General features: G+C 39.5%; 29 protein-coding genes. 18 read left to right on the forward strand and 11 right to left on the reverse strand.

Features of this window, described 5'->3' with window-relative positions; all coding sequences use genetic code 11:
* Nucleotides 1-193 precede the first annotated feature (193 nt).
* Both LEP1GSC195_RS01955 and LEP1GSC195_RS01960 read left to right on the forward strand, forming a co-directional pair.
* Nucleotides 194-823, forward strand: a complete 630-nt coding sequence (locus LEP1GSC195_RS01955; protein ID WP_015679932.1) for an alpha/beta fold hydrolase — start codon at nt 194-196, stop codon at nt 821-823.
* Nucleotides 820-1221 (forward strand): hypothetical protein, encoded by a 402-nt coding sequence (locus LEP1GSC195_RS01960; protein ID WP_040506214.1) that lies wholly within the window; start codon nt 820-822, stop codon nt 1219-1221. Before LEP1GSC195_RS01955 ends, LEP1GSC195_RS01960 begins: the two co-directional genes overlap by 4 nt.
* 59 nt (nt 1222-1280) lie before the next feature.
* On the opposite strand, the gene LEP1GSC195_RS01965 is transcribed toward LEP1GSC195_RS01960, so the two are convergent.
* Nucleotides 1281-2870 carry a VTT domain-containing protein gene (locus LEP1GSC195_RS01965; protein WP_015680139.1) on the reverse strand — a complete coding sequence of 530 codons (1590 nt, stop codon included), beginning with the start codon at nt 2868-2870 and terminating at the stop codon, nt 1281-1283.
* A 95-nt stretch (nt 2871-2965) separates the two neighbouring features.
* On the opposite strand from LEP1GSC195_RS01965, the gene LEP1GSC195_RS01970 reads away from it, so the two are divergent.
* Nucleotides 2966-3508, forward strand: coding sequence for an NAD(P)H-dependent oxidoreductase (locus tag LEP1GSC195_RS01970; protein WP_015680078.1), 543 nt, complete (start codon nt 2966-2968; stop codon nt 3506-3508).
* Nucleotides 3501-5354, forward strand: coding sequence for a monovalent cation:proton antiporter-2 (CPA2) family protein (locus tag LEP1GSC195_RS01975; protein WP_015679987.1), 1854 nt, complete (start codon nt 3501-3503; stop codon nt 5352-5354). Before LEP1GSC195_RS01970 ends, LEP1GSC195_RS01975 begins: the two co-directional genes overlap by 8 nt.
* Before the next feature lie 9 nt (nt 5355-5363).
* On the opposite strand, the gene LEP1GSC195_RS19800 is transcribed toward LEP1GSC195_RS01975, so the two are convergent.
* Together LEP1GSC195_RS19800 and LEP1GSC195_RS01980 are read right to left on the reverse strand one after the other, a co-directional pair.
* Nucleotides 5364-5528: a hypothetical protein gene (locus LEP1GSC195_RS19800; protein ID WP_015680134.1), complete on the reverse strand. Its 165-nt coding sequence runs from the start codon at nt 5526-5528 to the stop codon at nt 5364-5366.
* 40 nt (nt 5529-5568) lie between these two features.
* Nucleotides 5569-6081 (reverse strand): peptidylprolyl isomerase, encoded by a 513-nt coding sequence (locus LEP1GSC195_RS01980; protein ID WP_002983165.1) that lies wholly within the window; start codon nt 6079-6081, stop codon nt 5569-5571.
* A gap of 104 nt (nt 6082-6185) precedes the next feature.
* On the opposite strand from LEP1GSC195_RS01980, the gene LEP1GSC195_RS01985 reads away from it, so the two are divergent.
* From LEP1GSC195_RS01985 to LEP1GSC195_RS01995, 3 genes are read left to right on the forward strand one after another with little or no spacing between them, the layout of a single operon-like run.
* Entirely contained in the window at nt 6186-6725 is a 540-nt protein-coding gene (locus tag LEP1GSC195_RS01985; protein WP_015679815.1) for a rhodanese-like domain-containing protein, read from the forward strand.
* 46 nt (nt 6726-6771) lie between these two features.
* Complete coding sequence (locus LEP1GSC195_RS01990; protein ID WP_015679824.1) at nt 6772-8040, forward strand: sensor histidine kinase; 1269 nt, start codon at nt 6772-6774, stop codon at nt 8038-8040.
* On the forward strand, nt 8037-8417 hold the full coding sequence (locus LEP1GSC195_RS01995) for a response regulator (RefSeq protein WP_040506215.1): 381 nt from the start codon (nt 8037-8039) through the stop codon (nt 8415-8417). The genes LEP1GSC195_RS01990 and LEP1GSC195_RS01995 overlap by 4 nt, the downstream gene beginning before the upstream one ends.
* A 14-nt stretch (nt 8418-8431) precedes the next feature.
* On the opposite strand, the gene LEP1GSC195_RS02000 is transcribed toward LEP1GSC195_RS01995, so the two are convergent.
* A complete protein-coding gene (locus LEP1GSC195_RS02000; protein WP_015679959.1) occupies nt 8432-9658 on the reverse strand; it encodes a lipoprotein LipL46 in 1227 nt (408 codons plus the stop codon).
* A 51-nt stretch (nt 9659-9709) separates the two neighbouring features.
* Here LEP1GSC195_RS02000 and LEP1GSC195_RS02005 point away from each other — a divergent pair, with 51 nt between their 5' ends.
* From LEP1GSC195_RS02005 to ychF, 6 genes are read left to right on the forward strand one after another with little or no spacing between them, the layout of a single operon-like run.
* Nucleotides 9710-10954 (forward strand): exo-beta-N-acetylmuramidase NamZ family protein, encoded by a 1245-nt coding sequence (locus LEP1GSC195_RS02005; RefSeq protein WP_015679852.1) that lies wholly within the window; start codon nt 9710-9712, stop codon nt 10952-10954.
* Between the two features lie 7 nt (nt 10955-10961).
* A complete protein-coding gene (locus LEP1GSC195_RS02010) occupies nt 10962-11555 on the forward strand; it encodes an LIC_11883 family protein (RefSeq protein WP_015680103.1) in 594 nt (197 codons plus the stop codon).
* A 3-nt stretch (nt 11556-11558) separates the two neighbouring features.
* Nucleotides 11559-12431 (forward strand): DUF2797 domain-containing protein, encoded by an 873-nt coding sequence (locus LEP1GSC195_RS02015; RefSeq protein WP_015680008.1) that lies wholly within the window; start codon nt 11559-11561, stop codon nt 12429-12431.
* Nucleotides 12415-13119, forward strand: coding sequence for an RluA family pseudouridine synthase (locus tag LEP1GSC195_RS02020; protein WP_040506216.1), 705 nt, complete (start codon nt 12415-12417; stop codon nt 13117-13119). The genes LEP1GSC195_RS02015 and LEP1GSC195_RS02020 overlap by 17 nt, the downstream gene beginning before the upstream one ends.
* Complete coding sequence (locus LEP1GSC195_RS02025; RefSeq protein WP_015679830.1) at nt 13116-13607, forward strand: hypothetical protein; 492 nt, start codon at nt 13116-13118, stop codon at nt 13605-13607. Before LEP1GSC195_RS02020 ends, LEP1GSC195_RS02025 begins: the two co-directional genes overlap by 4 nt.
* Before the next feature lie 48 nt (nt 13608-13655).
* A complete protein-coding gene (gene ychF, locus LEP1GSC195_RS02030; RefSeq protein WP_015680164.1) occupies nt 13656-14753 on the forward strand; it encodes a redox-regulated ATPase YchF in 1098 nt (365 codons plus the stop codon).
* A gap of 135 nt (nt 14754-14888) precedes the next feature.
* Here the strand turns inward: ychF and LEP1GSC195_RS02035 are convergent, their stop codons facing one another.
* The 6 genes from LEP1GSC195_RS02035 to LEP1GSC195_RS02060 are packed head-to-tail and all read right to left on the reverse strand — an operon-like array spanning nt 14889 to nt 20755.
* Complete coding sequence (locus LEP1GSC195_RS02035) at nt 14889-15425, reverse strand: hypothetical protein (protein WP_015680016.1); 537 nt, start codon at nt 15423-15425, stop codon at nt 14889-14891.
* Between the two features lie 18 nt (nt 15426-15443).
* On the reverse strand, nt 15444-16013 hold the full coding sequence (locus LEP1GSC195_RS02040) for an RNA polymerase sigma factor (RefSeq protein WP_015680149.1): 570 nt from the start codon (nt 16011-16013) through the stop codon (nt 15444-15446).
* A complete protein-coding gene (locus LEP1GSC195_RS02045; protein WP_015679855.1) occupies nt 16010-17038 on the reverse strand; it encodes a hypothetical protein in 1029 nt (342 codons plus the stop codon). Before LEP1GSC195_RS02045 ends, LEP1GSC195_RS02040 begins: the two co-directional genes overlap by 4 nt.
* Entirely contained in the window at nt 17035-18378 is a 1344-nt protein-coding gene (locus LEP1GSC195_RS02050; RefSeq protein ID WP_015679811.1) for a CHAT domain-containing protein, read from the reverse strand. The genes LEP1GSC195_RS02045 and LEP1GSC195_RS02050 overlap by 4 nt, the downstream gene beginning before the upstream one ends.
* 12 nt (nt 18379-18390) lie before the next feature.
* Nucleotides 18391-19521: a cysteine desulfurase family protein gene (locus tag LEP1GSC195_RS02055; RefSeq protein ID WP_015679933.1), complete on the reverse strand. Its 1131-nt coding sequence runs from the start codon at nt 19519-19521 to the stop codon at nt 18391-18393.
* Nucleotides 19499-20755 carry a hypothetical protein gene (locus LEP1GSC195_RS02060; protein ID WP_040506217.1) on the reverse strand — a complete coding sequence of 419 codons (1257 nt, stop codon included), beginning with the start codon at nt 20753-20755 and terminating at the stop codon, nt 19499-19501. Before LEP1GSC195_RS02060 ends, LEP1GSC195_RS02055 begins: the two co-directional genes overlap by 23 nt.
* A 38-nt stretch (nt 20756-20793) precedes the next feature.
* Between LEP1GSC195_RS02060 and LEP1GSC195_RS02065 the strand changes: the two genes are divergently transcribed.
* From LEP1GSC195_RS02065 to LEP1GSC195_RS02075, 3 genes are read left to right on the forward strand one after another with little or no spacing between them, the layout of a single operon-like run.
* Entirely contained in the window at nt 20794-22794 is a 2001-nt protein-coding gene (locus LEP1GSC195_RS02065) for a tetratricopeptide repeat protein (RefSeq protein WP_015679972.1), read from the forward strand.
* The gene (locus LEP1GSC195_RS02070; RefSeq protein WP_015679916.1) at nt 22791-23579 is read left to right on the forward strand and encodes a hypothetical protein; all 789 of its coding nucleotides are present in this window, start codon (nt 22791-22793) and stop codon (nt 23577-23579) included. Before LEP1GSC195_RS02065 ends, LEP1GSC195_RS02070 begins: the two co-directional genes overlap by 4 nt.
* On the forward strand, nt 23580-24728 hold the full coding sequence (locus LEP1GSC195_RS02075; RefSeq protein WP_015679843.1) for a CapA family protein: 1149 nt from the start codon (nt 23580-23582) through the stop codon (nt 24726-24728).
* Here LEP1GSC195_RS02075 and LEP1GSC195_RS02080 read toward each other — a convergent pair.
* Complete coding sequence (locus LEP1GSC195_RS02080) at nt 24683-25465, reverse strand: hypothetical protein (RefSeq protein WP_002982729.1); 783 nt, start codon at nt 25463-25465, stop codon at nt 24683-24685. The genes LEP1GSC195_RS02075 and LEP1GSC195_RS02080 overlap by 46 nt on opposite strands.
* A gap of 92 nt (nt 25466-25557) precedes the next feature.
* Between LEP1GSC195_RS02080 and rpsF the strand changes: the two genes are divergently transcribed.
* Both rpsF and LEP1GSC195_RS02090 read left to right on the forward strand, forming a co-directional pair.
* On the forward strand, nt 25558-25833 hold the full coding sequence (gene rpsF / locus LEP1GSC195_RS02085; protein ID WP_015679921.1) for a 30S ribosomal protein S6: 276 nt from the start codon (nt 25558-25560) through the stop codon (nt 25831-25833).
* Nucleotides 25826-26269 (forward strand): single-stranded DNA-binding protein, encoded by a 444-nt coding sequence (locus LEP1GSC195_RS02090; RefSeq protein WP_040506218.1) that lies wholly within the window; start codon nt 25826-25828, stop codon nt 26267-26269. Before rpsF ends, LEP1GSC195_RS02090 begins: the two co-directional genes overlap by 8 nt.
* Nucleotides 26270-26296: the final 27 nt, after the last annotated feature.

The raw sequence follows: 26296 nt of genomic DNA on the forward strand, positions 1-26296 counted from the left end.
CAATTTGTTTTTTGCCTCTTTTCTTTTTTCCATTTTTGTTTTGTGTTAACCAGTCGGTAGAAGGTGAGGAACCGATTCGAAGTTTTACCTTACAATCAGAACAAACCGAAATTCATTTTTTATCCAATGAATGTAAAAACAAAAAAAACTTCTGGTTTTCATTCATGGATCCCCCGGTTCTTCTTCGGACTTTTTGTCCTACCTAAATGACAAAGATCTACAAACTCAGTTTTGTATTTTAGTTCCAGACCGATTGGGTTACGGAAAGTCTATGAACCAAGTATCTCTTCCGAATATTTTTGCCCAAGGCCGAGCGATCCAATTTACGCTTTTCAATTATTTAAAAAAAGAAGGATTCTCTTTTGATAAAGCTATTGTTGTTGGTCATTCCTATGGTGGACCTGTTGCACTTATCATTGCGATGGAGGAGGATCGTTCCTATCCCGTTGATTGGAAATGCATCTTACTTTCTAGTCCTGCTGACCCTGGTTTAGAGGAGTTGTATTGGTACAACAAATTGGCAAGTTTCGGCTTTGTTCAATGGATCCTTCCTAAGTCCTGGATCCATAGCAATGAAGAGATGTATACACTAAAGTCTGATCTAGAACAACTAACAACGATATTGGGAGACCGTCCTTTGGATATTTTTTCCGTCCATGGAGAGGAGGACAAGTTGGTTCCCCTGGAGAACATTTATTACTTTACGAAATGGAAACCAATGATAAAACATAGGATTCAAATCCTAAAGGAAGAAAACCATTTCATTCCCTGGACAAGTTTTCAAGAAATTAAAGAAATTCTATTGGCGGAGGGTTCTAAATGAAATTACCGGGAATTCGATCCATGCTCTTTCACTCTGCTAGGTTTGTAGCAGTGCTGATCATAGGGCAAACACTGTATTTTAAATTTTCTGGTTCCGAGGAATCTAAATTTATATTTTCTGTTTTGGGAATGGAACCTTGGGGAAGGTATGGGCTTGCTGTTTTGGAAACCTTATGTGTTTTGTTTTTGTTAATTCCTCGCTTCGTTTGGTTTGGGGCCCTTATGGGTTTTAATTTAATGTTAGGTGCTGTATTGTCTCATTTTGTATTTTTGGGGATCGTGGTCCAAGGTGATGGAGGGCTTCTTTTCTTTTTGGCTTTAGTTGTGTTTTCCTTATCTACTTATCTTTTGTATGTTGAAAGAAAAAAGATTCCTTATTTAAATAAGTATATAGACTGAAGTCCTTTATTGTAGAGAAAACTTAAGGATCAAAATGGTTTAGACCTCTAGATTAAACTTTAATCTCGATTGGAAAAGTTCTCCCTATATTTTTTATGTTTTTGTACCAAATGATAAAGTTTTTTGTAAGGATATAAGGAAACACCTTTCCTATAATTTTCATAACCGATCTGAAATAATATCTTCCATTGGCGAAATAAAATAGAGTAACTTTCAAAAATGGAAAACTTCGGATCATAAAGATTTGTGGACTCACTTGTGGCGCCATTCAGTTCAATGATTTTAAAACCAAGTCCTAACTTAAATTCATTGGGATCAGAAAACCGAATGTCAAACCTCCCAAAATAAATACCAGAAACTGAATCTCCTATAGAGATAAATTTGGTTTCTAGCTCTTTAGTTTTCCAATTGTTACCATCTTGGAACATACAACCTTGGATATGATTTCCAATGAAACCGATAGAGACGGTTTCTCCTGCTAGTAAAATTTTGTCTAACTGGTGTTTGTTGTGATTTATATGAGCTTCTTTTTGGAATTGAAATCTAGGATGGTTTGTGATGAGAGTTTTTAGGTTACTAGTTCCATCTCCTGTAACCTCGGGAAAAACTTTGTCTGTAATGGAAAAAATCTTACCTTTTTTTTTCCTGGGATCGCGATAATAAAACACACCCACTTCATAAGGGCCTTCTAAATATTCTTGGAAGAGCCAATCGATCGGATAGGTTTGAAGGAGGGTGGAACATTCTTCCAGAGAGTTTAGTTTCTTAATTAAAAAGCCTCGTTCGCCTTTATCTGGTTTGGCGATTATGGGAAATTTTAAATTTTTCTCTAACATCCAGTTTTGAATCCGAGACTGTGAGTCTTTTTCTTCTTTGGAAAGGAATAGATAACTTGCCACTGACTCTTTTGGAATGAGATTTAAAATTTCTGATTTAGATTCGCCTGCAATTCCAGAAGCTAAGATCCCTGGATTTACAGCTGTGATATAACGAAGGCCTCTGTAACGGAGAGCCAAATACAAAAGATAGGGAACAAGGGGAAGGTAAAATAGGGATGCCGACCAAAATTCCAAATGATTGAGTTTTTTGATAAGGATCCAAAATTTTTTTCTCTCAGATGGATCTGTGGCAATGCGTAGGGTTTTGTAGAGGAGATAAAAACTAAGTCCAATACAAAAACTAAAAAGAATCGAATGACTTGTGTTTCCATACAAACTGACTAAGTTCCCGTAGAGATAGACCAAATAAACAAAGGCGGTTGTCCAAATGGTTACAGCAAAAAAACTGATATAGAAAAAAGGAAAGAAGGGAAGGGTAAAAAAACCACTACTGAAATAAAGAGGGAGCCTTGTCCCCGGGAAAAAGCGAGAAAGAAAAATTGACTTTTTATAATGTTGTTTCCAATTTGTGAGGACTTTTGTGGATTGCCATGTCTTTTGAAGGTTCTGAAGATAATTCCATTTCACAATCCCTCGCCTAACAAGGTATCCACAAAGATATAAAAGGCAATCCCCCACAAAAATGCCAAGTCCGGTGCTGAGAATGGCTAAGGGTAAGGAAAGTTTCCCTTCTTTTGTTAGGAGTCCTGCGGCAATACAAGTCAGGTCTTCGGATACAAATGTCGAGAAAAAAAGCGAAAGTACTGTCACAGAAGAAATCTGAAAGATATTTACAACCTAGGTCAATGGAAAACTAATTTTTTTTAACGTTTTACCAATCTATGGTTTTTGTGAATTTGTCCCGTATGCCCAAAATTTTGATTCTGCTTGTCCACCCTGCACTTGAGAAGTCGAAAGCCAATCAAATGCTTTTGGATTCTATCCCAAATTCGGAAAATATCACCTTACATGATTTATATGAGGAGTATCCTAACTTTTCTATCAATGTAAAGGCAGAACAAAACTTAATTGCAGACCACCAAATCATTTTGTTTCAACATCCTTTGTATTGGTATAGTTGCCCTCCACTCATGAAATTATGGATTGATATGGTGCTTGAGGATGGTTGGGCTTATGGACCTGGGGGCAACCAATTGTCTGGAAAAAAATGGATACAAGTCATTACAACGGGTGGTTCAAAAGATGCGTATTCGAAGAGTGGGTTTCATGGGTATGAGACTGAAGATTTTCTTCTTCCTTTTCGTAGGACCGCCGAACTCTGCGGTATGGATTTTCTAAAACCCTTTTTGGTTCAAGGAACTTTTCAGTTGACTGAGCTGGATTTACAAAAGGAATCCAACCGTTATTCTAAATTTATTAATCAATTGTTAGGTGGCATTTATGAATGAACTTAGTTTTTTTATTCAAGCTCTGATTTATCTCACTAGTGCCATTATCATTGTTCCCATTGCAAATAGGCTGGGTCTTGGATCGGTGCTTGGGTATTTGATTGCAGGAATTGTGATTGGTCCTTTTGTGTTTGGGTTTGTAGGAACAGAAGGAAAAGATATGTTGCACTTTGCCGAATTTGGCGTGGTGATGATGCTTTTTGCTATTGGTTTAGAATTGGAATTGGACCTTCTCTGGCGGCTCAAATTTTGGTTACTGGGACTCGGCGGATTACAAATCATTCTCACCACAATAATTACTGCTGCCTTTTCTTTTGGATTTGGTTTCCAATGGAAGCCGGCCCTGGCTCTTGGTCTTATCCTTTCTTTATCTTCTACAGCCATTGTTTTACAAACGTTAAAAGAAAAAGGCCTCATGAAATCCGTTTCAGGCCAAGCCGCTTTTTCAGTTCTTTTGTTCCAGGATATGGCAGTGATTCCCATTCTTGCCATCTTCCCTATGTTAAGTGATTCGGAAGTCACAACTTCCTCTCATGGGCATTCTCTCATTGAACATTTGCCAGGTTATGTAAAAACCTTAGTGGTACTGTCTGTTGTGATTGGAATCATTCTTGTTGGTAAGTATTTACTCAGTCCCTTCTTTCGTTTACTCGCCAAATCAGGAAATCGGGAAATTTTTACTGGTGCTAGTTTGTTACTCGTCATTGCCATCTCAGTGCTTATGGGTTCTGTGGGAGTGTCCGCTGCCCTCGGGACTTTTCTTGGGGGAGTGGTCCTTGCTAGTAGTGAGTTTCGTCATGAGTTAGAAAGTAATATAGAGCCGTTCAAAGGTTTACTTTTAGGATTATTTTTTTTAAGTGTTGGGGCTTCGATGGATCTTCCCGTTGTGATGGAAAGTCCATCCAAAATTTTAGGAATTGTGTTTGGAATTATTTTTACGAAAGCCTTAGTTCTTTTTTTACTGGGACTTGTTTTTCGACTTCCTCTAGATCAAAATCTTTATTTTTCCTTAGCTCTCTCTCAAGTGGGAGAATTTTCTTTTGTGCTTTTCGGATATTCAGAAGGTTTGGGCCTTTTCCAACAAGAGACTATAGTCATCCTTGTGGCTTGTGTGGCCGTCAGTATGGCCCTCACTCCCGTTTTACTTTTGTTATATGAGAAAACCATTTTTGGATTTTTGGAATCCAAAATTCCCAAAAAACAAACAGAACAAAACATCCATAAACAAGAAAACCCTGTCATCATTTGCGGGTTTGGAAGGTTTGGAAACATGCTCGGTCGATTCCTACGTTCCAACGCCATCGGAATTACCATTTTAGATTTTGACGCGGATCGAGTGGAGATGCTTGGTCGGTTTGGGTTTAAAGTCTATTTTGGAGATGCCACTCGTTTGGAGTTATTGGAATCGGCGGGTTTAGAACATGCAAAAGTCCTTGTGGCGGCTCTAGACAATCCAGAGAAACAGGCGGAACTCATTCGGAACGTGAGCCAACACTATCCCAAGATCAAAATCGTGGCAAGGGCAGGAGACAGAGAAGGTGCCTATGACCTGAAGGAAATGGGAGTTCAGTACATCTATCGAGAAACGAGAGAAACGGCTGTCCTTATGGGAAGGGATGTATTGAGACTACTCGGTACTAGGTCCTATACGGCAGAAAAGGCAAAGAATTTATTTCTCAAACACGATGATGAGACCTTTCATGAACTTTTTGATTTAAGAAGAGACCGTGTGCAGTACATGAGTCTTGCCAAACAGAGAAATGCGGAACTCGAAAGACTGATGTTAGTGGATTTAGGACAGGAAGAAGAACTGGGAAGAGATCCCTGGAGTGAGATGGAGAGGTAAAGCTTTAAACTAAGTGAGAAGAGAAAGTAGAAACTCTATTCCCGAATGGTCTTCTTTTTTCTTTCGAGAATAGAGTTTTTTAGAGGGTTTTACTTTTGTTGGTTTCATAGAAAAAATCATTCTAGAAGCCAGTTTGATTTGGGAGACTTGTTTTTCTTTTCCTTTTGTCTTCATGATCTTTAGACTTTCGAAAACAAAAGGAGAGAATCAATCTTTATTTTTTAGAATCGAGGATTTGGTTCCACTCATCCAAAAGTGGTTTAGCCACTGCCAGAACAGAAGTTGTATCTCCTTCGATGGTGATCGATTCCAACACATCCCCTTGGCGGATGGCATTGACTACTTCTTGGTCGGAGTCATCCACTACAGCACCAAAGACAGAATGTTTTCCATCAAGCCATGGTGTAGGAACGTGAGTGATAAAAAATTGACTGCCATTGGTCCCTGGACCTGCGTTGGCCATGGAAAGAATCCCTGGTTTGTTGTGTTTTAAACTAGAATCAAACTCATCTCGGAATTTATAACCTGGTCCACCAGTTCCTGTTCCTAGGGGGCATCCGCCTTGGACCATAAAGTCTGCAATGACTCGGTGGAATTTAAGTCCATTGTAAAAATTCCTTTGTGCTAGGTTTACGAAATTGGCTACAGTGTTTGGTGTTTTGTCCGGAAACAAATCGATGCGAATTTCGCCTTTGTTTGTTTTGATAATTGCTCTAAGTGCGCTCATTCATGTATCACAAATCCTTTAATTCCCCTGGCAAGTCGAAAAAAGGTTTGAGTTCCCAAGCCATCCTTATACACTCTAAGTCTATTTTTACAGGAGATTCAATCATGAAACCGTTTGTTTTGATTTTACTCGTACTTGTTACTATTCCCCTGGTTTCGGAATCTTCCAAAAAGAAAAAAGGTAAATCAAAACCTGTTCCGATAGAAAACAAACTCATTGATTATGGTGAGTTTAAAAGGATAGTCAATCGTTCGGAAGGAGAGAGAGAAACACACCGCCTAACGGAAGATCAGTTCTTAAAGTTGATGTCGGAGGAAGGTGTTGTTTTGCTCGATGCACGCAGTGAAAACCGGTTCCATCTTTTGCACATTCAAGGAGCAAAGAATCTCCCTTTTACTGAATTCACCAAAGAATCGTTAGCTGAAATTATTCCGGAAAAAAAATCCAAAATTTTAATCTATTGTAATAATAACTTTGAAGGAAACCAAGAAGCCTTTGCGGCCAAGAGTCCAGCGGCCTCTTTGAATCTCTCTACTTACAACTCCCTAAAAGCCTATGGGTATGAATCCATCTTTGAACTAGGGCCACTGCTTGATGTCAAAAAAACAGTCCTACCTCTTGTGACGGATTCCCAGGCACCTTGATTTGGATTGACCAAAGATTTGTTTTTGGTCTTCTGGAAATAAATTTATGATTCAAGGTGAGCTCCTTTCAGATATCATTGAAGCCGTTTCCAATACTTTTGGGAACGAGTTTTTAGACAGGCTTACACTCAAATTAGCATCTACCATCCAAGCAGATTATACCTTTATTGCTATCTTCGATAAGGAAAAATACGAATCAAAGACCATCACTCTTGTGGCGAAGGGAGTGATTGCCGAAAACATGGCCTATTCTTTAAAAGATACACCTTGTGCGCAGGTATTCGACAATTCTGTTTGTTACTATCCCACTGAGGTGCAAAAATTCTTTCCCCTCGACCAACTTCTCATTGAGATGAAGATAGAAGGATACATTGGCTCTCCCTTACTCAATTCCAAAAAAGAAGTGATTGGTTTGATTGTAGGTCTCTTTGAAACAGCAATCCATAACAAAGACCAAATCCTCACTTTATTCCAAATTTTTTCAGGAAGGATTGCTGCCGAATTGGAAAGGTCTGAATATGAGACTCGGTTGGAACAAAACAATCATGAGTTGGAATCTCTTGTAGAAGAGAGAACTAGCGAACTAAAGCAAACGTTAGACGAACTTAGGGAAAGACAAAACCAGCTGATCGAATCCGAAAAAATGGCAAGCCTTGGTTTACTCTCTGCGGGTATTGCCCATGAAATCAATAATCCTTTAAACTTTATCCTTGGTGGGTATTTTGGAGTTCGTGAGGTTTTAGAAGGTTCTTCCTTAGAATCGGAAAAAACGAAATTGTATTTAGAGGCAATCAAAGAAGGAGTGGAACGCACTTCCAAAATTGTGAAGGGTTTAAACCAGTTCACTCGAAGTGGGGATTCTGTAGAAGAAAGGTTTGATCTACATGATATTTTAGAAAACTGTCTTGTGATGCTTGGTCATTCTCTTCGGGATCGAATTTCGGTGGAATCAAACCTCCACTCACAACCCTTGGTGGTAAAAGGCAATTCCGGAAAGATCCACCAAGCATTTTTAAATATACTCACCAACGCCATCCAAGCCATGGAGGGAAGGTCGGGTATCTTAGGTGTTAGGTCCTATCGCGATTCCCAGTTTGCCGTTGTAGTTATCTCGGATACAGGAGTGGGGATCAAAGAGGAATACCAAAACCAAATACGAAATCCTTTTTTCACAACGAAAGAACCAGGGAAGGGAGTTGGACTTGGTTTACCGATCGCCTATAAGATCATCCAGGATCATGAAGGTTCTATTGAGATGGAATCGGAATGGGGGAAGGGAACTATTTTTCGGATCAAACTTCCCGTGCAAGTATGAACCCATCGGAACCCAAACAAAAGTTACTCTATGTGGATGACGAAATCCTAAATTTGTATTTGTTTCGTGAATACTTCCGTAATGAGTATGAAGTGATTGTGGCCCAATCTGGACAAGAGGCAATTGAAGAACTATCTGAAAACAAAGATGTTCAATTTGTTATCAGTGATATGCGGATGCCTAAGATGAATGGTTTAGAATTCATTACAAAAGCCCAAGAGATCCGTCCCAATATTACTTATTGTATTCTGACTGGATATGACTTAACGCCTGATATAGAGAAGGCAATTGGCGAGAAAAAGGTGGCTCGTTACTTTTCCAAACCCTTTGATCCTACAGAGATTAGTTTGTTTCTCTCTGCAGGAAAAGGAAATTGAGTTTTACTTTAGTTTTATTTATTTCTAAATTCGACTTCCACAACACCTCGTTTAGAGCTATTGATACTCAAAGTTTTGCTACTTAAAAAACGAAAACTCGAATCTTTTTTATACATCAATTCTTCTGCAAACATAGATTCTTTTCCGGGATAGGTGAGTTCCCATTCCGATCCGTTAACTTCTGTTTTGCGATCATTGATTTGTTTTACGGAAGTGTATTCCATCAAATCGTTTTTGAAGTTAATGGCATCTTCGAGTCCGAGTCCTTTGAATTTTAAGATAACAGTATTCTGTTCTGTGAGTTTGAACCATTCATCTTTGATCTGTTTTCCTACTTTGTTTGAAACCAGGTTGGCCCAATCTTTGACGGCTTGTTCTCTCGAAACTTCTTGAGTGATGTCAGCCCCTCGTCCTTCCAAACTTCCAGATCCAAAAATTTTCCCATCCCCCCAAAGTTGGATGATGCGGTAGGGACCTGTGGCGGCCGAACTTAAAAAATCTGTTTTTTTCCCACCAGGTAAAACCACCGGTTTTTGGTCAGTTGTGGTTACCTTCGCGATAATCAAAACTTCGGCACCTGAATCTTGTGCGAGTGTGAGGAGGGGACTTCCTTCCTCTACAGAAGTAAGGTCGAGTTTCGCAAGGCTAGGATTTTTTTTGAGTAAGGCTGTGAGCTGCGAACTATCTACAACCTTGTTTCCTTTGGTGCGGAGTTTTTCTATGAGTTCTGCTTCCGCAATATTTGTTGCCGATCCAATAGGATAAGACTTTCCATTGACCACAGTTTGGACAAGGACAGCGATCCTAGGGTTCCCTACATCATCCAGGAGGGCATCTACCGCAGTGGAAAGTTTGGTTGCCTCCACTTCACAGCGTACGTTCAAACGGATCATGTCTTGGGTGTCCAATTTCCATTGTTCTTCACTGAGGATGTCGTATTTTTTTACGAAACTGTCTGTTTTACCGTAGAGTTTAGAGCCGAGCGATTGGCCGTCAGACACTCCCGATTTTTCTGTAATTTGTTCCCCTACGAGTTTGCGGATAGCGTTGAGTTTCGCATCCTTCAAAGCCTTGTTCCTAGCAAGAGCCAAGTCTCCTTGGTAGATAGGTGCCTCTCCCATCGCTGTTACCACATTGTCAGGAAGTGTGGGTTGTTTCTGGGCTGAATTGGATCCGGCACATGCCAAAATAGTAAGGATGAGAACTCCGGTTAAGGGAGCCAATCGAAGTCGGTTGAACATGAAGGACATTTCTCCTTGAAGATTTGCTATATTATAGAAACATATACTTACATGACCAATTACTTTTTTAGGTTTTCTCTCTGCTTTCTCGTCCTTGCTTGCCATGGGAACACAGTTCCGCAATTTCGTGTTCACCCGAATGATTCCAAGTTGCGGGTCTCTTCGGACATTTTTTATGAAAAAGTCCTCCCGACCATGGCGGGAAAAAAATTGATGCTTGCTACCAATCCTTCCGGAATTGGAACCAATCCAAAAAAAATCATCACATCCTTAGAAAAACATAAAATTACTCTAGAACATTTGATAGGACTTGAACATGGATTCTTAGGTTTGGAAGAGGAATTTAGCCAAACGCCTGTTACAATGGACACAACTTTTAATCGTCCTTTATACCATATCTATCGGATCAAAGATTCGGAACTTAGGGATCTCGTTAAGGAAGTGGATTATGTGGTTTTTGACGTACAAGATGTAGGAATGCGTTGTTATACTTATTTGAGTGTTCTGAAGCGACTTATGGATGCGATGAAAAATACCAAAACCAAACTCATCGTTCTTGATCATATCCATGTCGCCATGCACCTTCCGCCAATGGGCGAAAAAATGTATCCGCGCAATTTGAATTTTGCAGGTGAGTTTCCTTCACTTCTCATCACGGGGATGACAATCGGTGAAGCTACCCGGTTTTATAATAAAGAATATTTGAAAGACAGTGTGGATGTTCTTATCGTTCCTGTAGAGGGTTATCGCCGTGGCATGTATTTTGAAGACACGGGAATTCCTTGGACCACACCCTCACCAAACTTACCGATGGTGGACTCGGCCAGAAACTATCTTTCCTTAGTTTTACTTGAGGGAGTGAATGTATCTGTGGGCAGGGGAACCCAAGCCCCCTTTGTTTACTTTGGAGCTCCTTGGATGACAAACCCAGAGGAACTGGCAAACAAACTCGGAAGTCTTGGAAACAAATCCTATTATTTTTCGCCTGTGTATTTTAAACCCACCTTTGGTCCCCATAAAGGTAAAATCTGTTCGGGCCTTCGAATGAATTTGGTTCGCCCGGACTATGATCCTATCCAACTAGCTTATGATCTGATCAGGCTCATGAAAGAAACTTATCCAGGTGATTTTAAATGGAGTAAGGGTGCCACAAACCATTGGGTAGACCAACTTTGGGGAAATGATCATTTCCGAACTTCTATCAATGAAGGAAAAAGTTTTTCTGACTTCCATAAAACTTACTTATCGGAAGAAGAAAACGAATCTAAAAAAATCGCTCCTTATTTGTTGTACTGAGGTTATCATGAAACAGATTCTATTTACATTTTTAGTTTTTCTTTTTGCTCTTACAGTTTTTGCTTCCGAAAAAGAATTAAAAACAGTTCCGAAAAACAAAACAGCTAAGGTTTTGAAATCAGTGGCCTTTGCTACCATTCGCTCTACGCTTCTTGTTACCTATGGAGAGGGAGAAGAAAAGGAATCGGCTTATACTCCCTGTTCTGAAAATTTTCCAAATATGCCTGGAGACTTTCCTTGCAACTATTTGGATTATGAAGGAACAACACTGGAAGTGGCTCCGAGTTCCGGTGTGCACGAAGGAGAAGCCACAGAAGCCTCCGATCCAGAAGATGTTTATCCTGGTGGCAAGGTCATGATCAAACTCATCAAACAAAAGTCGCCAAACCTAAATGGAAAGGTAGTCTTACTCGGGGAAGGGGAAGACCAATTGAAACTCTTTTACGGACCCAAAGGACAGATTTCTCATTACATTTTTCGCCAAAGTCTTGTTATTTTCAAATGGGACACTTCAATTGCGATTCCAAGCCTTGTTGGATTACTTTTTGTGAATGTGAACAGAGATTATTTTCCTGAAGAAGTAAAAGAGTATTCCTTTTAAATTATGCCAACCATCCAAGGTTATGTTAGAAAAATGTCTCACAAAGGTCTTAAACCTGTTTCCTATTTTTGGGAGACAGCTACCTATTCTGAAGTAGACAAAAAAGATCTGACTGCCATTGAATCTACTTCGGAAAGTCCAGTGGAGTCTTGGATTGGAAAAAAAATTACCCTTTCCACAAATGATGAAATTCGTTGTTTGCATTGCGGAAAAAAAACAAAGAAGTCTTTTAGCCAAGGCCATTGTTTCACTTGTTTTACGAAATTAGCCGAAAACGATCTTTGTATCCTAAGGCCCGAAACTTGCCACCACCACAAAGGAACTTGTCGGGAACCAGACTGGGGCCTAAAGAATTGTTTTAAAAAACACACCCTTTACTTTGCCAACTCGAGTGGACTCAAAGTGGGAATTACAAAAGAAAATCCTGTATCCAATCGTTGGGTAGACCAAGGGGCGAGGTTTGGAATTCCTATTTTGGAAGTGGAATCACGAAGGGATGCAGGAATTTTAGAACATTTTTTAAGTCAGTTTTTACCAGACAAAACTTCTTGGCAAAAGATGGTGGTAGGCGATCCACCTCACATGGATTTGGTGCGGGAAGCTGGTAAGTTTTTAAACCATTTAGAAAAAAATGAATTTCATTCTCCTCCTGAGAGCAAATCCAAACTCGTTTGGAATCGTTTGGATCTAAAAGAAATCACAGAAATTCAATATCCGATTGATTCCTATCCTGGGAAAATCAAATCCCTTAAACTCACCAAAGAAACTCCCATCACTGATACCCTTGTGGGAATCAAAGGACAGTATCTTTTGTTTCAGTCGGGAGTGATCAATATTCGTAGTCTAAGTGGTCTTTGGATTGAAGTCTCCGCGTAGAGAGATCCGCTTGAAAGGTGGTTATACCACAAACATTCTGTATGAATGTGATGAGTTTTTACTCGCAGAAAAACCAGCCGGACTTCCTGTCCATGAAACCAAAGACCCCAACCGAAAAGACTTCACGAGACTTCTTGCCAGTTATCTCCATCTCCCTGATTTACGTACTGCCAACCGATTGGATTTGGGAACAAGTGGGATTGTTCTTCTTGGAAAAAATCCAGATAAAAATAAAGAAATCGATTCTTTGCTAGCGGATGCGGATAAAGAATATATTTTTTTATGTTCCGGTATTCCCGATTGGAAAGAGAAACGTTTTGAGTGTTTTTTAAAAGACGGAAACAAAGAAGTACAGATGGTTCGGAGTGGAGGAAAAAAAGCCATAACTGAATTTACCATCCTTTCTCAGCATCCAGATGAAAACTGTTCTTTTGGACTTGCTAAAATTCTAACCGGCAGAAGACACCAAATTCGTGTTATGCTTCGGGAACTCGGGCATGCGGTCCTAGGAGATCCTGTGTATTCGCATTCTGAAACCGAGACCGAAGAAAAACGAATGTACCTACATTCCTTTCGATTGTGCTTTACCGACTTTCAAGGTCAAAAACAGTGGGTGGAGACGGACATCCCGAAGGAATTTTCCACTCGTGTTGGAAAACCACTCTCCGTTCCAAACCAAACAAAATGAAAAACGAAGTTTTCCATCTCTTTTTAAAAGAACAGAAATTATACAAAATCCTCTCTCGGATTGCCAAATATGTTTCGATATCTTTTCTTATCGTTTATTTGTATTTGCTGTTTAGTTCGAGTTATACGGCAAGTCCCCTCATTGTAGTGATTAACTATTTGGCCATCCTCACTAGTTTTTCGGGAATCATTACATTCAAATACTTCGAAATCCCAACTCTGCTTTTGGCTGTTTTTACAGAAGGAAAGTCGGCACATTTTTTCCAATTGAGTTTGGGGGAAAGGCAACTCGTTTGGAGAAAGGCCGGCCGTGAAGATGTGCTGCCACCAGATCCTACTCCGGAGTTTATCAACACAAACCTCCATTTGTATGATCGTTATCCTTGGAAACGAATTGGGAAAATTTACTCTGTGGGATATTTGGTTGTGATTCTTACATCCATTTTCTATTTAACTTCCGTATATCTCGAGACCGGATTTCAAAACTAAGAAAGCAATTTTCCTTGTCTTACGGTCTCTGGATAAAAACCTATCCCTATGGCTTTGAATTGTGGTATTGTAGGTCTCCCGAACGTCGGTAAGTCGACTATTTTTAATGCACTCACTAAGGCAGGAGCGCAAGCTGCCAACTATCCGTTTTGTACAATCGAACCCAACACCGGTGTGGTGGAAGTTCCAGACGAAAGGTTAAACCGTTTAGCTGAAGTTTACAAACCAAAACGAACCGTTCCCACTATGATCGAGTTTGTAGACATTGCTGGCCTTGTGAAAGGGGCAAGCCAAGGGGAAGGACTTGGAAACCAATTTTTATCTCATATCCGCGAAGTGGATGCCATTTGCCATGTAGTTCGCGCCTTCCAAGACGAAAACATAACCCACGTTCATGGGAAAGTAGATCCTATCGAAGACATTACTGTCATCAATTATGAACTCATCCTTGCTGATTTAGACAGTTTAGAAAAACAACAACAACGTGTGGCAAAAACGGCTAAAACGGGAAACAAAGAAGCTACAGAAATTTTGGCAGTAATGGATAAAATTCTGGATGCCTTAAAAAAAGGAAATCGTGCATCCACGGTAGACCTAGGCGAAGAAGAACAAAAAATCGCCAAAAAATTTAATCTCATTACCATTAAGCCTGTGTTATACGTTGCTAATATTTTAGATACTGATGTTAAAACATCCGAAAACCCACTGGTAAAAATCATCATCGATTTTGCTTCAAAAGAGGGAGCACCTGTGGTTGTGTTATGTGGTCGTTTTGAAGAAGAAATTTCTGGTTTAGAAAAAGAAGACCAAATTGCCTTTTTAGAAGAAATCGGTGAAAAGGAATCAGGCCTTTCCCGAATGATTCGTGCTTCTTACAAACTCCTGGGACTTCTTACTTTCTTTACTGCGGGTGTGGAAGAAGTGAGAGCTTGGACCACCCACCAGGGAAGTACGGGACCTGTGGCTGCCAGTGTCATCCATTCCGATTTTGAAAAGGGATACATCCGAGCCGAAGTGATGCGTTATGAAGACATCGACCGCACAGGGGATGCGACCAAAGTAAAAGACGAAGGGAAACTCCGTGTCGAAGGGAAAGAATACATTGTTCAAGATGGGGATGTCATTTACTTCCGAGTGAACGCATAAAAAAAATCCCGACTTTCGCCGGGATTTTGAAGTGTGAACTAGTTTGGAAAAGAAAGTAGGTTCCTAAAAAAAGGAACATTTCTCACACAATAAATGACTGCAAACTGCGACTTTATTGCATCCCAACAAAAAAAATTACGATTGTAACATAAAATGATACCGGCCAATTTCTTTGCCGGATTCAAAAATGGCAAGCTCTGGGCTGGAATCCAGGGTGATAGGGGAATCGAACATGGATTGGGATCCTAGTTTCGGTAGGGTTTCTACAGGAGTTCCATCCAAAAACAATTTGGCCGAGAGACGTTCACAATTGGAAGCCTCCACCGAAAGGAAAACCTGGTTTTTCTCTGCATTGGGCTGGAAAATAAAATCCAGATCTCGCCCACCCACTTGTCTGTGGACACGGAAAGCACCTCCAGTAGTATTTCCTGCCCCACGGAAAGCTAGGTCCGGGGAAAGAGAAAGAACCTCTACCAGATCGCTTGTGATGAGTTTCAACTGGTTTTTGACCAATTGTAAGTAGATTTGAATGGTGGAGCTCGACTCAGGAAGAACGGTTTTTAAGATCCGATCAACTGTAGGTGAGTCCGCATCTTCCCCTTGGGACATGAGGTATAGGGCTTCTTTTAATTTGAGTCGGTTCATAAATTCATTCGGATCTTTTGGTTCCATAGTATTTATTTCCCCCCGCTAAGGCTTTATTTCCTTTGTAACGATTTTTTTTATCTTTTCTTTCGCTCGATTGGCCCGAGCGAGGACCGTTCCTAGTGGAACATCCAGGATTTCGGCAATTTCTTTGAATTTGTATCCTTTGAGCCTTAAGATGAGGATCTCTTTATGAGCTTCATCCAATCCTTCGATGAGGTCATAAAATTCCCGTTTTTCTTCCCATGCAAAAAAGACATCTTCTTGGTTCTGTCTATCATCTAAAATATCGATACTCAAATCCAAAGAAATTCCCTCGCGATACTCATACCGACGAATGGATCTTGTCTGAGACATACTTATATTTTTAGAAATTTCGCTTAAATAGATAATAAATGCAGGAAGGCTATCTCCTTTAAATTTTCGGAGGAGATGGTAGTCGTTTTCTGTAAGTTTTAGATACACTTGTTGCGAGGTATCCGTGACTTCTTCGCGGGGAACATAGTGCGCACAAGTACCAATGATGAGTCTGTGGAATTTTCGAATCAACTCTTGCCAAGCAGTACGTTTTCCAAGAAGGCAGTTGTCGATTAACTTCCGAATCTCATCACTCATAGTTCTTTTACGAATTGGACGGAATTTTTACAAGATGTCAGTACATTTTCCAATCTTTTTTGAAAATGATGCGAACGAAAAAGAGTTTGCCGAATAAACCGAACACGAGTTTGGTTTGGTTGCGAAAAAGATATTTGGTCTTTTGTAGTGAAACGGCCGTAGTCACTGAAAAAACCGAAAAATCCTAATAGTCGAATTTTCTGATTTGTAGTTGGAATTTCTTCCAAACAAGTGTGAAATTCTTTCAATGAAGGAAGGTTCTCTGGATCAAAATCAGGATCTAACCTCCATTCGTCGATTAAGGAGAGAAAGAAATTTTTTGACTCGGAGTTTTCTTCATTTAAATTGGATGCAGACCAAGGATTTTGTTTTGAATAATAAAACAATTGGTAGGTGTTTTTGTTTTGTTGTTTCATATCCTGCAAAAGTCGGAGGATCAATGTTTTCCTTCTAGTTTCCGGCATTTCGGAATACAAAACTCGGTTGATTGCAAGCGTGTATTCTCTCTCTTTTCCTAGTAGTAAAACTTCCTGCGATTTGTATAAATTAGAAAATATGTATATTGTTTTTTCCCATTCCTTTCTTAGTTCTGTTATGAGTGGGATGAGTTCTTCATTTGTAATTTCTGATTCTAAAATTTCTAATTTGGGTAATACAATCAAATCAAAGATTTTTTTCTTGGTTTGTTTTTCTAATTGTGTTAGTTCATCTTTGTTTGCTTCAGAACATTGCCTTACGGTGAGAATGGCATCATAAAACGAAATATACCGGAGGATTTCCGTTAGGTCTTTGATCTCCGATTGATTACAAACCTTCCAATAGTATAAAAAGTCTTGTTCTTCTGCAAAAGTTTCAGCTCGGATCATATCCCGAGTTTGAATTCCGTAGGCTTGGCTGAGTAGATTTTGGTTCGAATCAAATGCATTCCATACTTCATCGAAGGATTTGGACTTAGGAAACCACTCTGCAATCAGAGGAAAAGAAATACAAAACAGTAGAATTAAAGTTTTCGTGAGTGGTTTCAAAATCCACTCCGAGTTTTGAATTCGTAATACATTTTCTCTTCGGATATATCTTTGGAAAAAATAGAGTCTAACAACTCTCTTTTTTGCGATTCATCTAGTAATTCGTGTTTGGTTGTCAAAAAGGATGCTGCCATTTTACGGAATTCTGAATTTTTTAAACGGGAGATTCGATCCAGAACAGGGTCCTTGGGTGTAACGGTTGAATTTTTTTGTTTTTTTTCTAAAACGTTTTTTTGTTCTGAAACATCGAAACTCTTTACCTTGATAGGATCTTTCTTTTCTCTTGAAAAAACAATGAAAAAAAATAAAATTAGCAAAACAAATGTTATGCCTAGAAAACGTTTGGATTGAGAAGTTGGTTTTTGCGTAGAAAAATGAACCAAACTAATGGCTGTTATTATTTCTTTTGCTGACCCTTTGTATAAAGTTTTCCTAATTTTCTCTAAAGATTTGTGTGAGTTTTTAGTTTTTAAAAAGTATTTCCAAAATTTGATCCCAATGTCTTTGGCCATATTGGTTTCTACGGGAAATAAGAATCCAATTACTTCTTTGGCACCCGCTTTTAAAAACCCCGTAGTTAGTCCTGACTGCTCATAAGAATCGAAAGAAGAGTAACAACTGTTAAAAAAAATTAAGTTTAAATTGGAAAAAGAATGTGCTGAAAGATCTTTCGAATTTAGAAATTCCTTTTCTCCGACAGGGATCCCTTTTTTTTCTGTATGGCCGGCATAGTGCAGATACTTTACCGAACTGGTTTCCTCTATAAACCTGATTCTCGTTAGATGGTTCTCTTTTAAGATGCGGAGTTTGAGCTTTTTTTCAAGGATTGGGTATAAAATCTTACATTCTTCATTTACTGTAGTAATTAAGTTTTGGTTTACTGGGTTACAGACAAGTAGGATGCCTTCAGCTTTTTGTCCGTTTTCTTTTTGATTGGTTTCGATTCGAATTCCTCTGCGGTAATCCTTATCTTGGAATAAAAATCCTTTATGGGTGCGCAAAATCTCCCAAGGGATGGGCGAAAATTCTGGATCAATAAGAATTTGGATAGAACCTCTAAAACCAGGATTTCGCCAAAAAGGAAGGGATTTTCCAAAAACAATTTGTTCCAAACTATCTGATTTTTTTCCCAATTTTGCTAAGAACTCTTCTTTACTCAAATTTTGGGAAAGAACTCTTTCAACAAAAAGTGACCAATCCTTCTGGAATTCACTGAGTATTTTACCGGAGAACTTGGTTGTTTTTTCTACACTTCCAAAGTTTTCTTGTTTTTCTTCCCAAATGCATTCTCCATCTGTTTTCCCATCTATCGAGTATTTGGCGATAATTCTAAGTTTCATTGTAATTCGATTTTATCGGAACTTCTGAAGTAAGTCTTCTATTGCGACGAGTAAAGCATCCACTTCTTCCTCTGTTGTGAAATAACCGGTAGAAATACGAATACATCGCAAGGCTTCCTCTTCTGAGTAACCCATATATAAAAGTGACTTGGAGGCTTCTCTGGCTCTAGACTTACAAGAACTACCCGTTGAGACCAAAACTCCTTTTTCTTCCATCCCAAGTAAGAAAAAATCTACTGATTGAATGGGAAGAATGAGGAAGGTCGTATTGGGAAGTCTATGGGAAGATTTTGCAATAATGGTACAACCCAAGGTCTCCAATTTCTCTTCGATAAGAGATTGAAAGCGACTGAGCCGTTTGTTTTTCTTTTCTAATTGCTCTAGTTGAATTTCCGCGACTTTGCGTAAACATTCAATCGCAAAGGTATTTTCTGTTCCGGCTCTATGATCATTTTCTTGATTACCTCCGCCAAACAGGCGAAAGTGGGAATCGGCTTTAGGGAGGTAAGTGACAGCAGATCCCATACCGGCACCAATTTTGTGTCCAGAGAAAGTAAATCCATCGAACAAAGAATAGGGAACATTAACTTTGCAAAACCCTTGCATAAGATCGCTATAAAAAACTTGTCCATATTCTTTTGTTAGTTTGTGAATTTCTTCTGCGGGTTGGATGACACCAGTTTCGTTTCCCGCATAAAGACAAACGACAGGCCTTGGATTTTCTATTAGTTTTTTTTCTAGATCCTTTAAATGGATGATTCCTGTTTTGTTTGTTTGGATTAAATCCGAAGTAAATCCATAAGATTCCAAAGCTGCATACATACTGGAATGTTCAAAGGGAGATACAATGACAGAATCTAACTTTGGATATAAAACTCGTAAACTTTGGATAAGAAGATAATTTGCCTCGGTGCCTGTCGCAGAAAAAACAAATTGTTTTTCATTTCCCGTGGATAGGGAAGAAAAATACTTCCTCGTCTGTTCGATTTTACCTTGGTTTTTTAAGGAAAATCGAGTGATTCCCGAAGGATTGAAATATCCTTCGAGGTAATCTGCCAAACAAGTTTCCAAAATTTCAGGAAAAGGGGGATGAGTGGCATTGTAATCAAAATATTTTAAATCATTCGTTAAATGGGATTTCATCGGCTTCTTCGTAGCGACCCAGTTTGCGAAGGACGGATCTAGTTAAATTATGATAGGGTTTTAGAATATCGTCTTTTTTCCCACCTACACTTCGTTCGTCGACATTGCGAAGTTTTGGTTTTAGTGCATCCAAAATCGCGAGGCTTTTGGAATTTTCTTTTAGTTTGTGGTAAGACTCTGCTTCCTTCATTTTAGATTCAAATTCATGAACAAGAAGAGCCGGTAAATTGATGTCTTCGATTTCCGCTGCGAGTTGGATGTTCGCAGCTTCCTTGAATTCTATAGCTGCTCGTTTGTAATAAGTTTCTTCTTCAGCTCCCAATTGGAAAAAAAGTTCTCCTCTTCGGAATTTGAATTTGAGATACTCTTTTTCGTCCGCACCTACAAAGTAGAGGATCCTTTCATAGATATCATCCATCTCTCTTGGAGAAAAGTTTTTCATTCCTGTAAGTAGGATTTGGCGGAGTAAAGATTCTAAATAATCGTTTGCCGAAACTTCTGAAAAATCACTGCGTTTGATGGAAGATAAAACCACACTTCGTTTTTGAACTGCACTGAGCCCACTCGGAACCTTTTCTAATTCAGTAAGTTTTTTTAAGACAAAGTTTTCCGTTTCCAACATGTGGGTTTTATAACCAAGTAAGATCTCGCTTGGCCGACAACTTGCCCAAGCCACCGATTCAATTTTTTTAGGAGCGATGAGTTCCGGGCCAGAAAAACGTAACGCGCGTTTGTAGTAGTCAAGCGCTGTAAGTACTGCATCAATATGGGAATTCCAATAGTCTTTGGGATTGGGCCCGAGTGTGAGTTCGCCTTGGGGTGCCATTTTTAAGAAGAGGGGGGAACCCCAGTCCCGAGCTTTTTCTCTCCAAGTCAGCTCTAAAAAATGATCTTCTACATGTTCTTTACTGCGAAAGTACAAACAGGCTTTTTCCATAAGTGCCAAATCTAAGGGTAGGATGCTGCCTTTGGTATTTTCTTCGGAACTAAAGAATTGGTTAATGGTTTGGAGGATGTCTGTTCCCCCTTCTTTACGTCCCTCAAGTACAGCATCTCCCTTGGCAATGAGTTGGTGTGCGATCCGAGGATTGGGATAACCAAAAAACGAATTGTAGGCGAGGGTGAATTTGGCAAGGATCGTGTCCTTGTTTCTCAGAATCCATGGGAAAGTGATTGCCCACACGATGAGAACAGCCAGGATGTATTTTAAATTTTCTCGGAAGATTTGGTTCAAGGATTGTCCCTGTTCCCGATCTTTGCCGGAATCTACTGATGTTTCAAGCAATTAAAACTCCAAACCGTCCCTTCCTCATTGTTTTCTTTTGTTTTCTCTCTCTTTCTCTGTTTGCAACCGAGCCTGGGACCCGAACCAAAGAATGTTCCGTGTTAGAACCTGGTGTTCCGGCAGATTTTTTACTTTCTCGTGCTCTACGAGAACAGGTGGACGGATTCCAGTCGTCCCAACGCCGGAAGTCAGAAGAATCCAAACTATCCTTTGAACGCTCTGTTTCATTTCTGGATTCTTACCACTTTTGTCTGAAGGAAGTCGGAAAAGAACCAAGTGCACTCAGTTCAGAAACACAAAGTTTGAATTATTTGGAACTGGGAAGTTTGGAGAAGGCTTGGGAATGGTCAGAAGTTGCCACGAACAAATCCCCTGAGGTTTCTAAAGATCTCATCCTTTTGCAAACAAGAATTCGAATCCGACAAGGGGAACTGACCAAAGCCTCGGAAGTTTTAGAGTCCTCGCTTCATAAGTTTCCGAATGATCCCGATTTTTTATACCTTCTCGGCAATATCAATTTTGAACGGAAACTTTGGAACCAGTCCATTTTGTATTATACAGCTCTTTCTTTTGTGATCGAAAGGAGAGATACCCATTCCAAATACAAATTTCTAACAGCAAAAGCACTGGGTGAACTCAATTACAAATTGGATTACCCAAAGATATCAATCAAACGTTATAATGAATACACGACCGCTTATAAAAATGATATGGAAGTTTTGTTCCGATTGGCACAAATCTATTTCGTGTTAGGTGATTTCAAACATTGCCGCCAATATTTAGAACAAATTAGAGAAAAAAATCCGAGAGACATTGATGCCTCGTATATGCTTGCTGAAATTTATTTTATGGATGCGCGTGATCTTGCGCCCACATACTTCGCAACACTGAAAAAAGAAAAAAAAATCCCGAAAGAGGGAATTGTTTTTTTACTCGATAAACTCATTTCTGGATCGAAAACCGGACTGGATGTTAAACTAAAAACCTACATTCAAGAAAATCCAGGAAGGTTATCTCCTCGTGTAGCTCTTTTAGAACTTGCGGAAAAGGAAAAATTTCCTGAATACGAAATCCTTAATGCTGATACAGCCCAGTATGCTTATGAATATAGGCAGTATATCACCGCAGAAAAGATCTTACGGCGAGGTCTTTTACAAATCAGTACAAAGGAAAATGCAGATGAGGAAAGGTCTCTGTATTTTGAAAAGATTTCTTCCTGCCAAGAGATGCTTGGTCAGTGGAATCATTCCATCATCTCTACAAGAGAAGCGCTCCGACTCACAAAAGAAACAGAAAAATCGTTTCGATTGCGGTTTCGTTTGGCTTACCTCTACCTCCAAGGAAACTTAAAAAAAGAATCATTATCTGTTTCTCTTTTGTCCGAAACCATAAAAGAAAATCCAAATCCGACTCACTATTACCTCCGAGGCCTTGCTTATTTCCAATTGGCGAAATACAAAGAAAGTGTGAACGACTTTAGTGATGCAATCAAACTAGATCCTAAAAATCCAAATTACTATTTCTATCGTGCCACAGCCTTTGATAAGCTGAAACAGTTTGTAGATACAGAAGCAGATCTAAAAACCACCATCTCTTTGAATCCCAATGCCTCCAACGCCATGAATTATTTGGGGTATCTATATGCTGAAAAAGACATCAATCCCGAAGAAGCAAATAAACTCTTAAACCAAGCAGTTTCCTTGGAACCAGACAATCCCGCCTACCAAGATAGTTTGGGTTGGGTAATGTACAGAAAAAAAGATTATAATCGTGCCTTACTCCATTTGAACTTTGCGACATCTTTGGCTCTAGAAAGAGGATTTGAAGACCCTGTGATTTATGAACATCTGGGAGATGTGTATTTGGCTAAAAAAGATCCAGTGAATGCTTTGCAATTTTTCAAACTTTCCGAATCCAAATTAAAATCCGAGTCTAACAAAGACTTAGTGGCAAAAATCAAAAAAGTGCAAAAGGAAATTTCTGAATGAAAAGGACCTTACTCCTTCTTAATATTTTATTTTATGTTTATTCTTGTCGGTCGGCAGAAGTGGAAGATCCCAATTTCATTGGCCGGGATAAAGAAAAATACCATTCGGCTAAAGAGGGAGAATCTAAAACCCTTCTAAAAGAAATTCTAGAAAAACAAACCGAATTTCAAAGTTTTAAATCCGAATTTTCCATGCAGATCCAAACCTTTGTTCCTAAAAAAGACAATGTCTATCTGGATGGAAAACTTTACTTTTCGAAAGAAACCAAACAGATCAAAATCCAACTCATGGATAGTTTTTTTGGAATGGTATTTACTGAACTCATCGCCGATCCAAACCAAATCCAAATCAAACCTACGAGTACAAAGGAAGTCCAAACCTTTCCGATGGGGGACATCCTCATCCAAGATCCGAATACGAATAAAAAATTTGCCATACCTTTTCCCGTGATTTATGAATACCTTACTGGAACCTACATTGGGGAGATCCAAAATCCAAAAGCAAAATTCAATACAAAGGATTCGCGAATTGCCCTCACAAAACCCGATGGCGAATACGAATATTTTTTTAAAGAAGGGCAACTGGATCGATTGGAACTTGCTAGCACAAAACGTGGGTTAAAGGCAATAGCCATAGTCAAAACCAAACCAGAACAAATCCATCCACCCAAAGAAATCACCACGAAGGTCATTAGTTTGGATACAGAAAAGGAAAATGTTCTCATTCTAATTAAATTAAAAAAATCGCAAATGACGGAACCACCCGCAAATACATTCCGTTTTTAAATGTACTTATTTCGTTTTTTATTCCTTCTGGTTTTAGTTTGTCCGCTTTTTGTGTTTTCAGCGGACATTCCGGAACCCGAAGAACCTAATTTAGAACTACCTATAAACGATCTTTATCATTTCCGAACGGACACAGGGGAGACTATCAAATTTCCCAAATCCACAAAACTATGGTTTGGTGGGGATGTAATGTTTAATTGGGGAGTTCGGGATTCCATGCGAACTGAGGACCCATACTTTCCTTTTCGCAGTTTTTCTAGTTTTCTAAAAACCTTCGATTATCGTTTCCTAAATTTAGAAACACCGATCCTTCATAAAACACCTGCAGCTGACCAAAGAAAGTCCTATGTGTTCTTTGGGGAAAGACGGGATTTGATGGTTTTGCGAATGCTTGGGATTGATGGGGTTTTTCTGGGAAATAACCATACCATGGACTTTGGAGAAAACGGACTCTATGAGACCTTGGAGCTTTTGGATGAATTTGGAATCCGCCATACCGGAGCTGGCAAACACACTGATGATGCTTTAGTCCCGATTTCTATCACCAAACATAACACAGACTACCGCATCTTTTCCTTTTCTGATACGGGTGAAACCAGGTTGTTTTCGGGAACTAAAACTCCTGGGGCCGCTTATTTCCGAGTGGCGACTGCTGAACGCCTTGTTAAAAAATCGAAACCAAACCAGGTAAATATTCTATCCGTACATTGGGGTGTAGAATACAATCCTTTGCCCATGGATACGGAACGGAATGCCGCCAAATATTTGGTAGGTGCTGGATACAAAGTCATCATCGGCCACCATCCCCATGTCCCCCAAGGGATAGAAGTGTTTCCTACAGGTGTTGTAATTTATTCACTCGGAAATTTTTTCTTTGGATCGAAAAACCAATACTTAAAACACAATATTTCTGTTGTTTTGCATTTTGACGGCGAAAAACTTTTGTTTGTGGAAGTGATACCCGTATTTGGAAAACACCAATCCTTGTCCGGCGATCATTATTTTTTTCCTTTGGGTCCTAAGGAAGCGGAAAACTTTTTAAAAGAGTATTCTATCCTTTGTAAACAACTCGGAACAGAACTTGTGATCTCTGGAGGAAGGGGTTATGTTTTTTTAGATAAGGAACTAAAGGCCAAACTAAAACCGTAGTGGAACCAACTGCAAACAAGTCCCACGGCAAAAAAGGGAAAACTAAGTTCCAGTAAATTGGTTTTATAAATCGAAAACAACTGCAAAAAGAAGCCAGTAAAAAATAAAACCGAAGCCGTTCGCAAAATCCAACCTTTTTCGTATAACCAAAAGTAAACGGAAACAATGGCCGCATAACCAAACAAACAAAACCATTTGAGCTGCGATGTGGGTTTAAGATATTCGAGCGAAGGTGCCATTTCTTCTGCTGTTTTCGCATCGAGTACATTTAAGATTAAAATATTTTCGATTAAGTCCGCAAATCCTGCGATCACAAGAAGTAAAACCATACCCATAAAGATCTTTAAAAAGATGGGCCGCACCTTCCTGCCTGCATAATGGCCGGTATAGGTAAGAAAGGCCAAATAACAGAAGATAAATCCAAAGTCAAAATAATGAACCCTTCGGTATTCTGAGGACAAATTGAAAAAATCGATGGTATCTGGGATTCCAATCAGGTCTTGGACTTGTTTGGGCGTTTCTGCCATCTCGAGTCCAAGGAGGGTGGATTCAAATCCGGAGTGATTGTCGAGAGCTGGTTCTTTCGGGGTGATGTGGTTTAAAAAACCAGCATAGAGTGCTAAAAATAGGCCAAGTCCTAGGCCCCAAACTTCTGGAAAATTTGATTTTTCACCCATAAAAATGTTAGAAATTACATGGAAATGGAAGGGTTTGGGAACTCCAAGAAGAAATTCCATTGACCCTTGCCCCTATTGGCAAAACCCTAGTGGAAACTAACAAATTCTTCTACCTACAAGTGTTTCTATGTAGGTATACCCATAGGAGAAATATGAGAAACTACGAAATCACGAATATTCTTCGTGAAGGTAATGTAGAAGAGACGAAGTCTGCAGTAAAAGACTTACTCTCCAAATACAACTTCACGATCCAAGGCGAAGAGGATTGGGGTTCTAAAAGACTCTGGCATCCCGTTGGACAAGACGAACAAGGCCACTTCACACTTATCAAGTGTTCCGGATCCCCTACAGAAGTTTCAAAGATCGAACATGAGTTTAAACTCAATGGTAACATCTTAAAAACTCTCGTAATCAGGGCAAATGGCTAACGATCTCAACAAAGTACTTTTAATCGGTCGAATGACCCGTGACCCGGAATTTAAATCGGTGAACGGAAGTTCTGTTGTCAATTTCTCAATTGCGAATAACAGAGTTTATGTGACTAACGGTGAAAAAAAAGAGGAAACTCATTATTTTGACTGCGTTGCATGGGGCCGACTCGCTGACATATTAAAACAATATGCTGGCAAAGGAAAACAAGTAGCGATTGAAGGTAGACTTCAACAACAGTCCTGGGAAACACCTGAAGGCAAAAAAGCCACCAAAATCCGTGTCTATGTCGAATCCGCGCAATTACTAGGCGGCCAAGGACAAGGTGGTGGTGGATCAGGTGGCGACCGTTCTGACAGTTCCTCTTCTTATGATTCCGGCGTAAGTAGTGGTTATGATGATTATCCAGCCGGTGACGATGACATTCCTTTTTGATAGGTTATGATAATGAGCGAAACAGCA

The organism is Leptospira wolbachii serovar Codice str. CDC (assembly GCF_000332515.2).
GTDB classification, from domain to species: Bacteria; Spirochaetota; Leptospiria; order Leptospirales; family Leptospiraceae; genus Leptospira_A; species Leptospira_A wolbachii.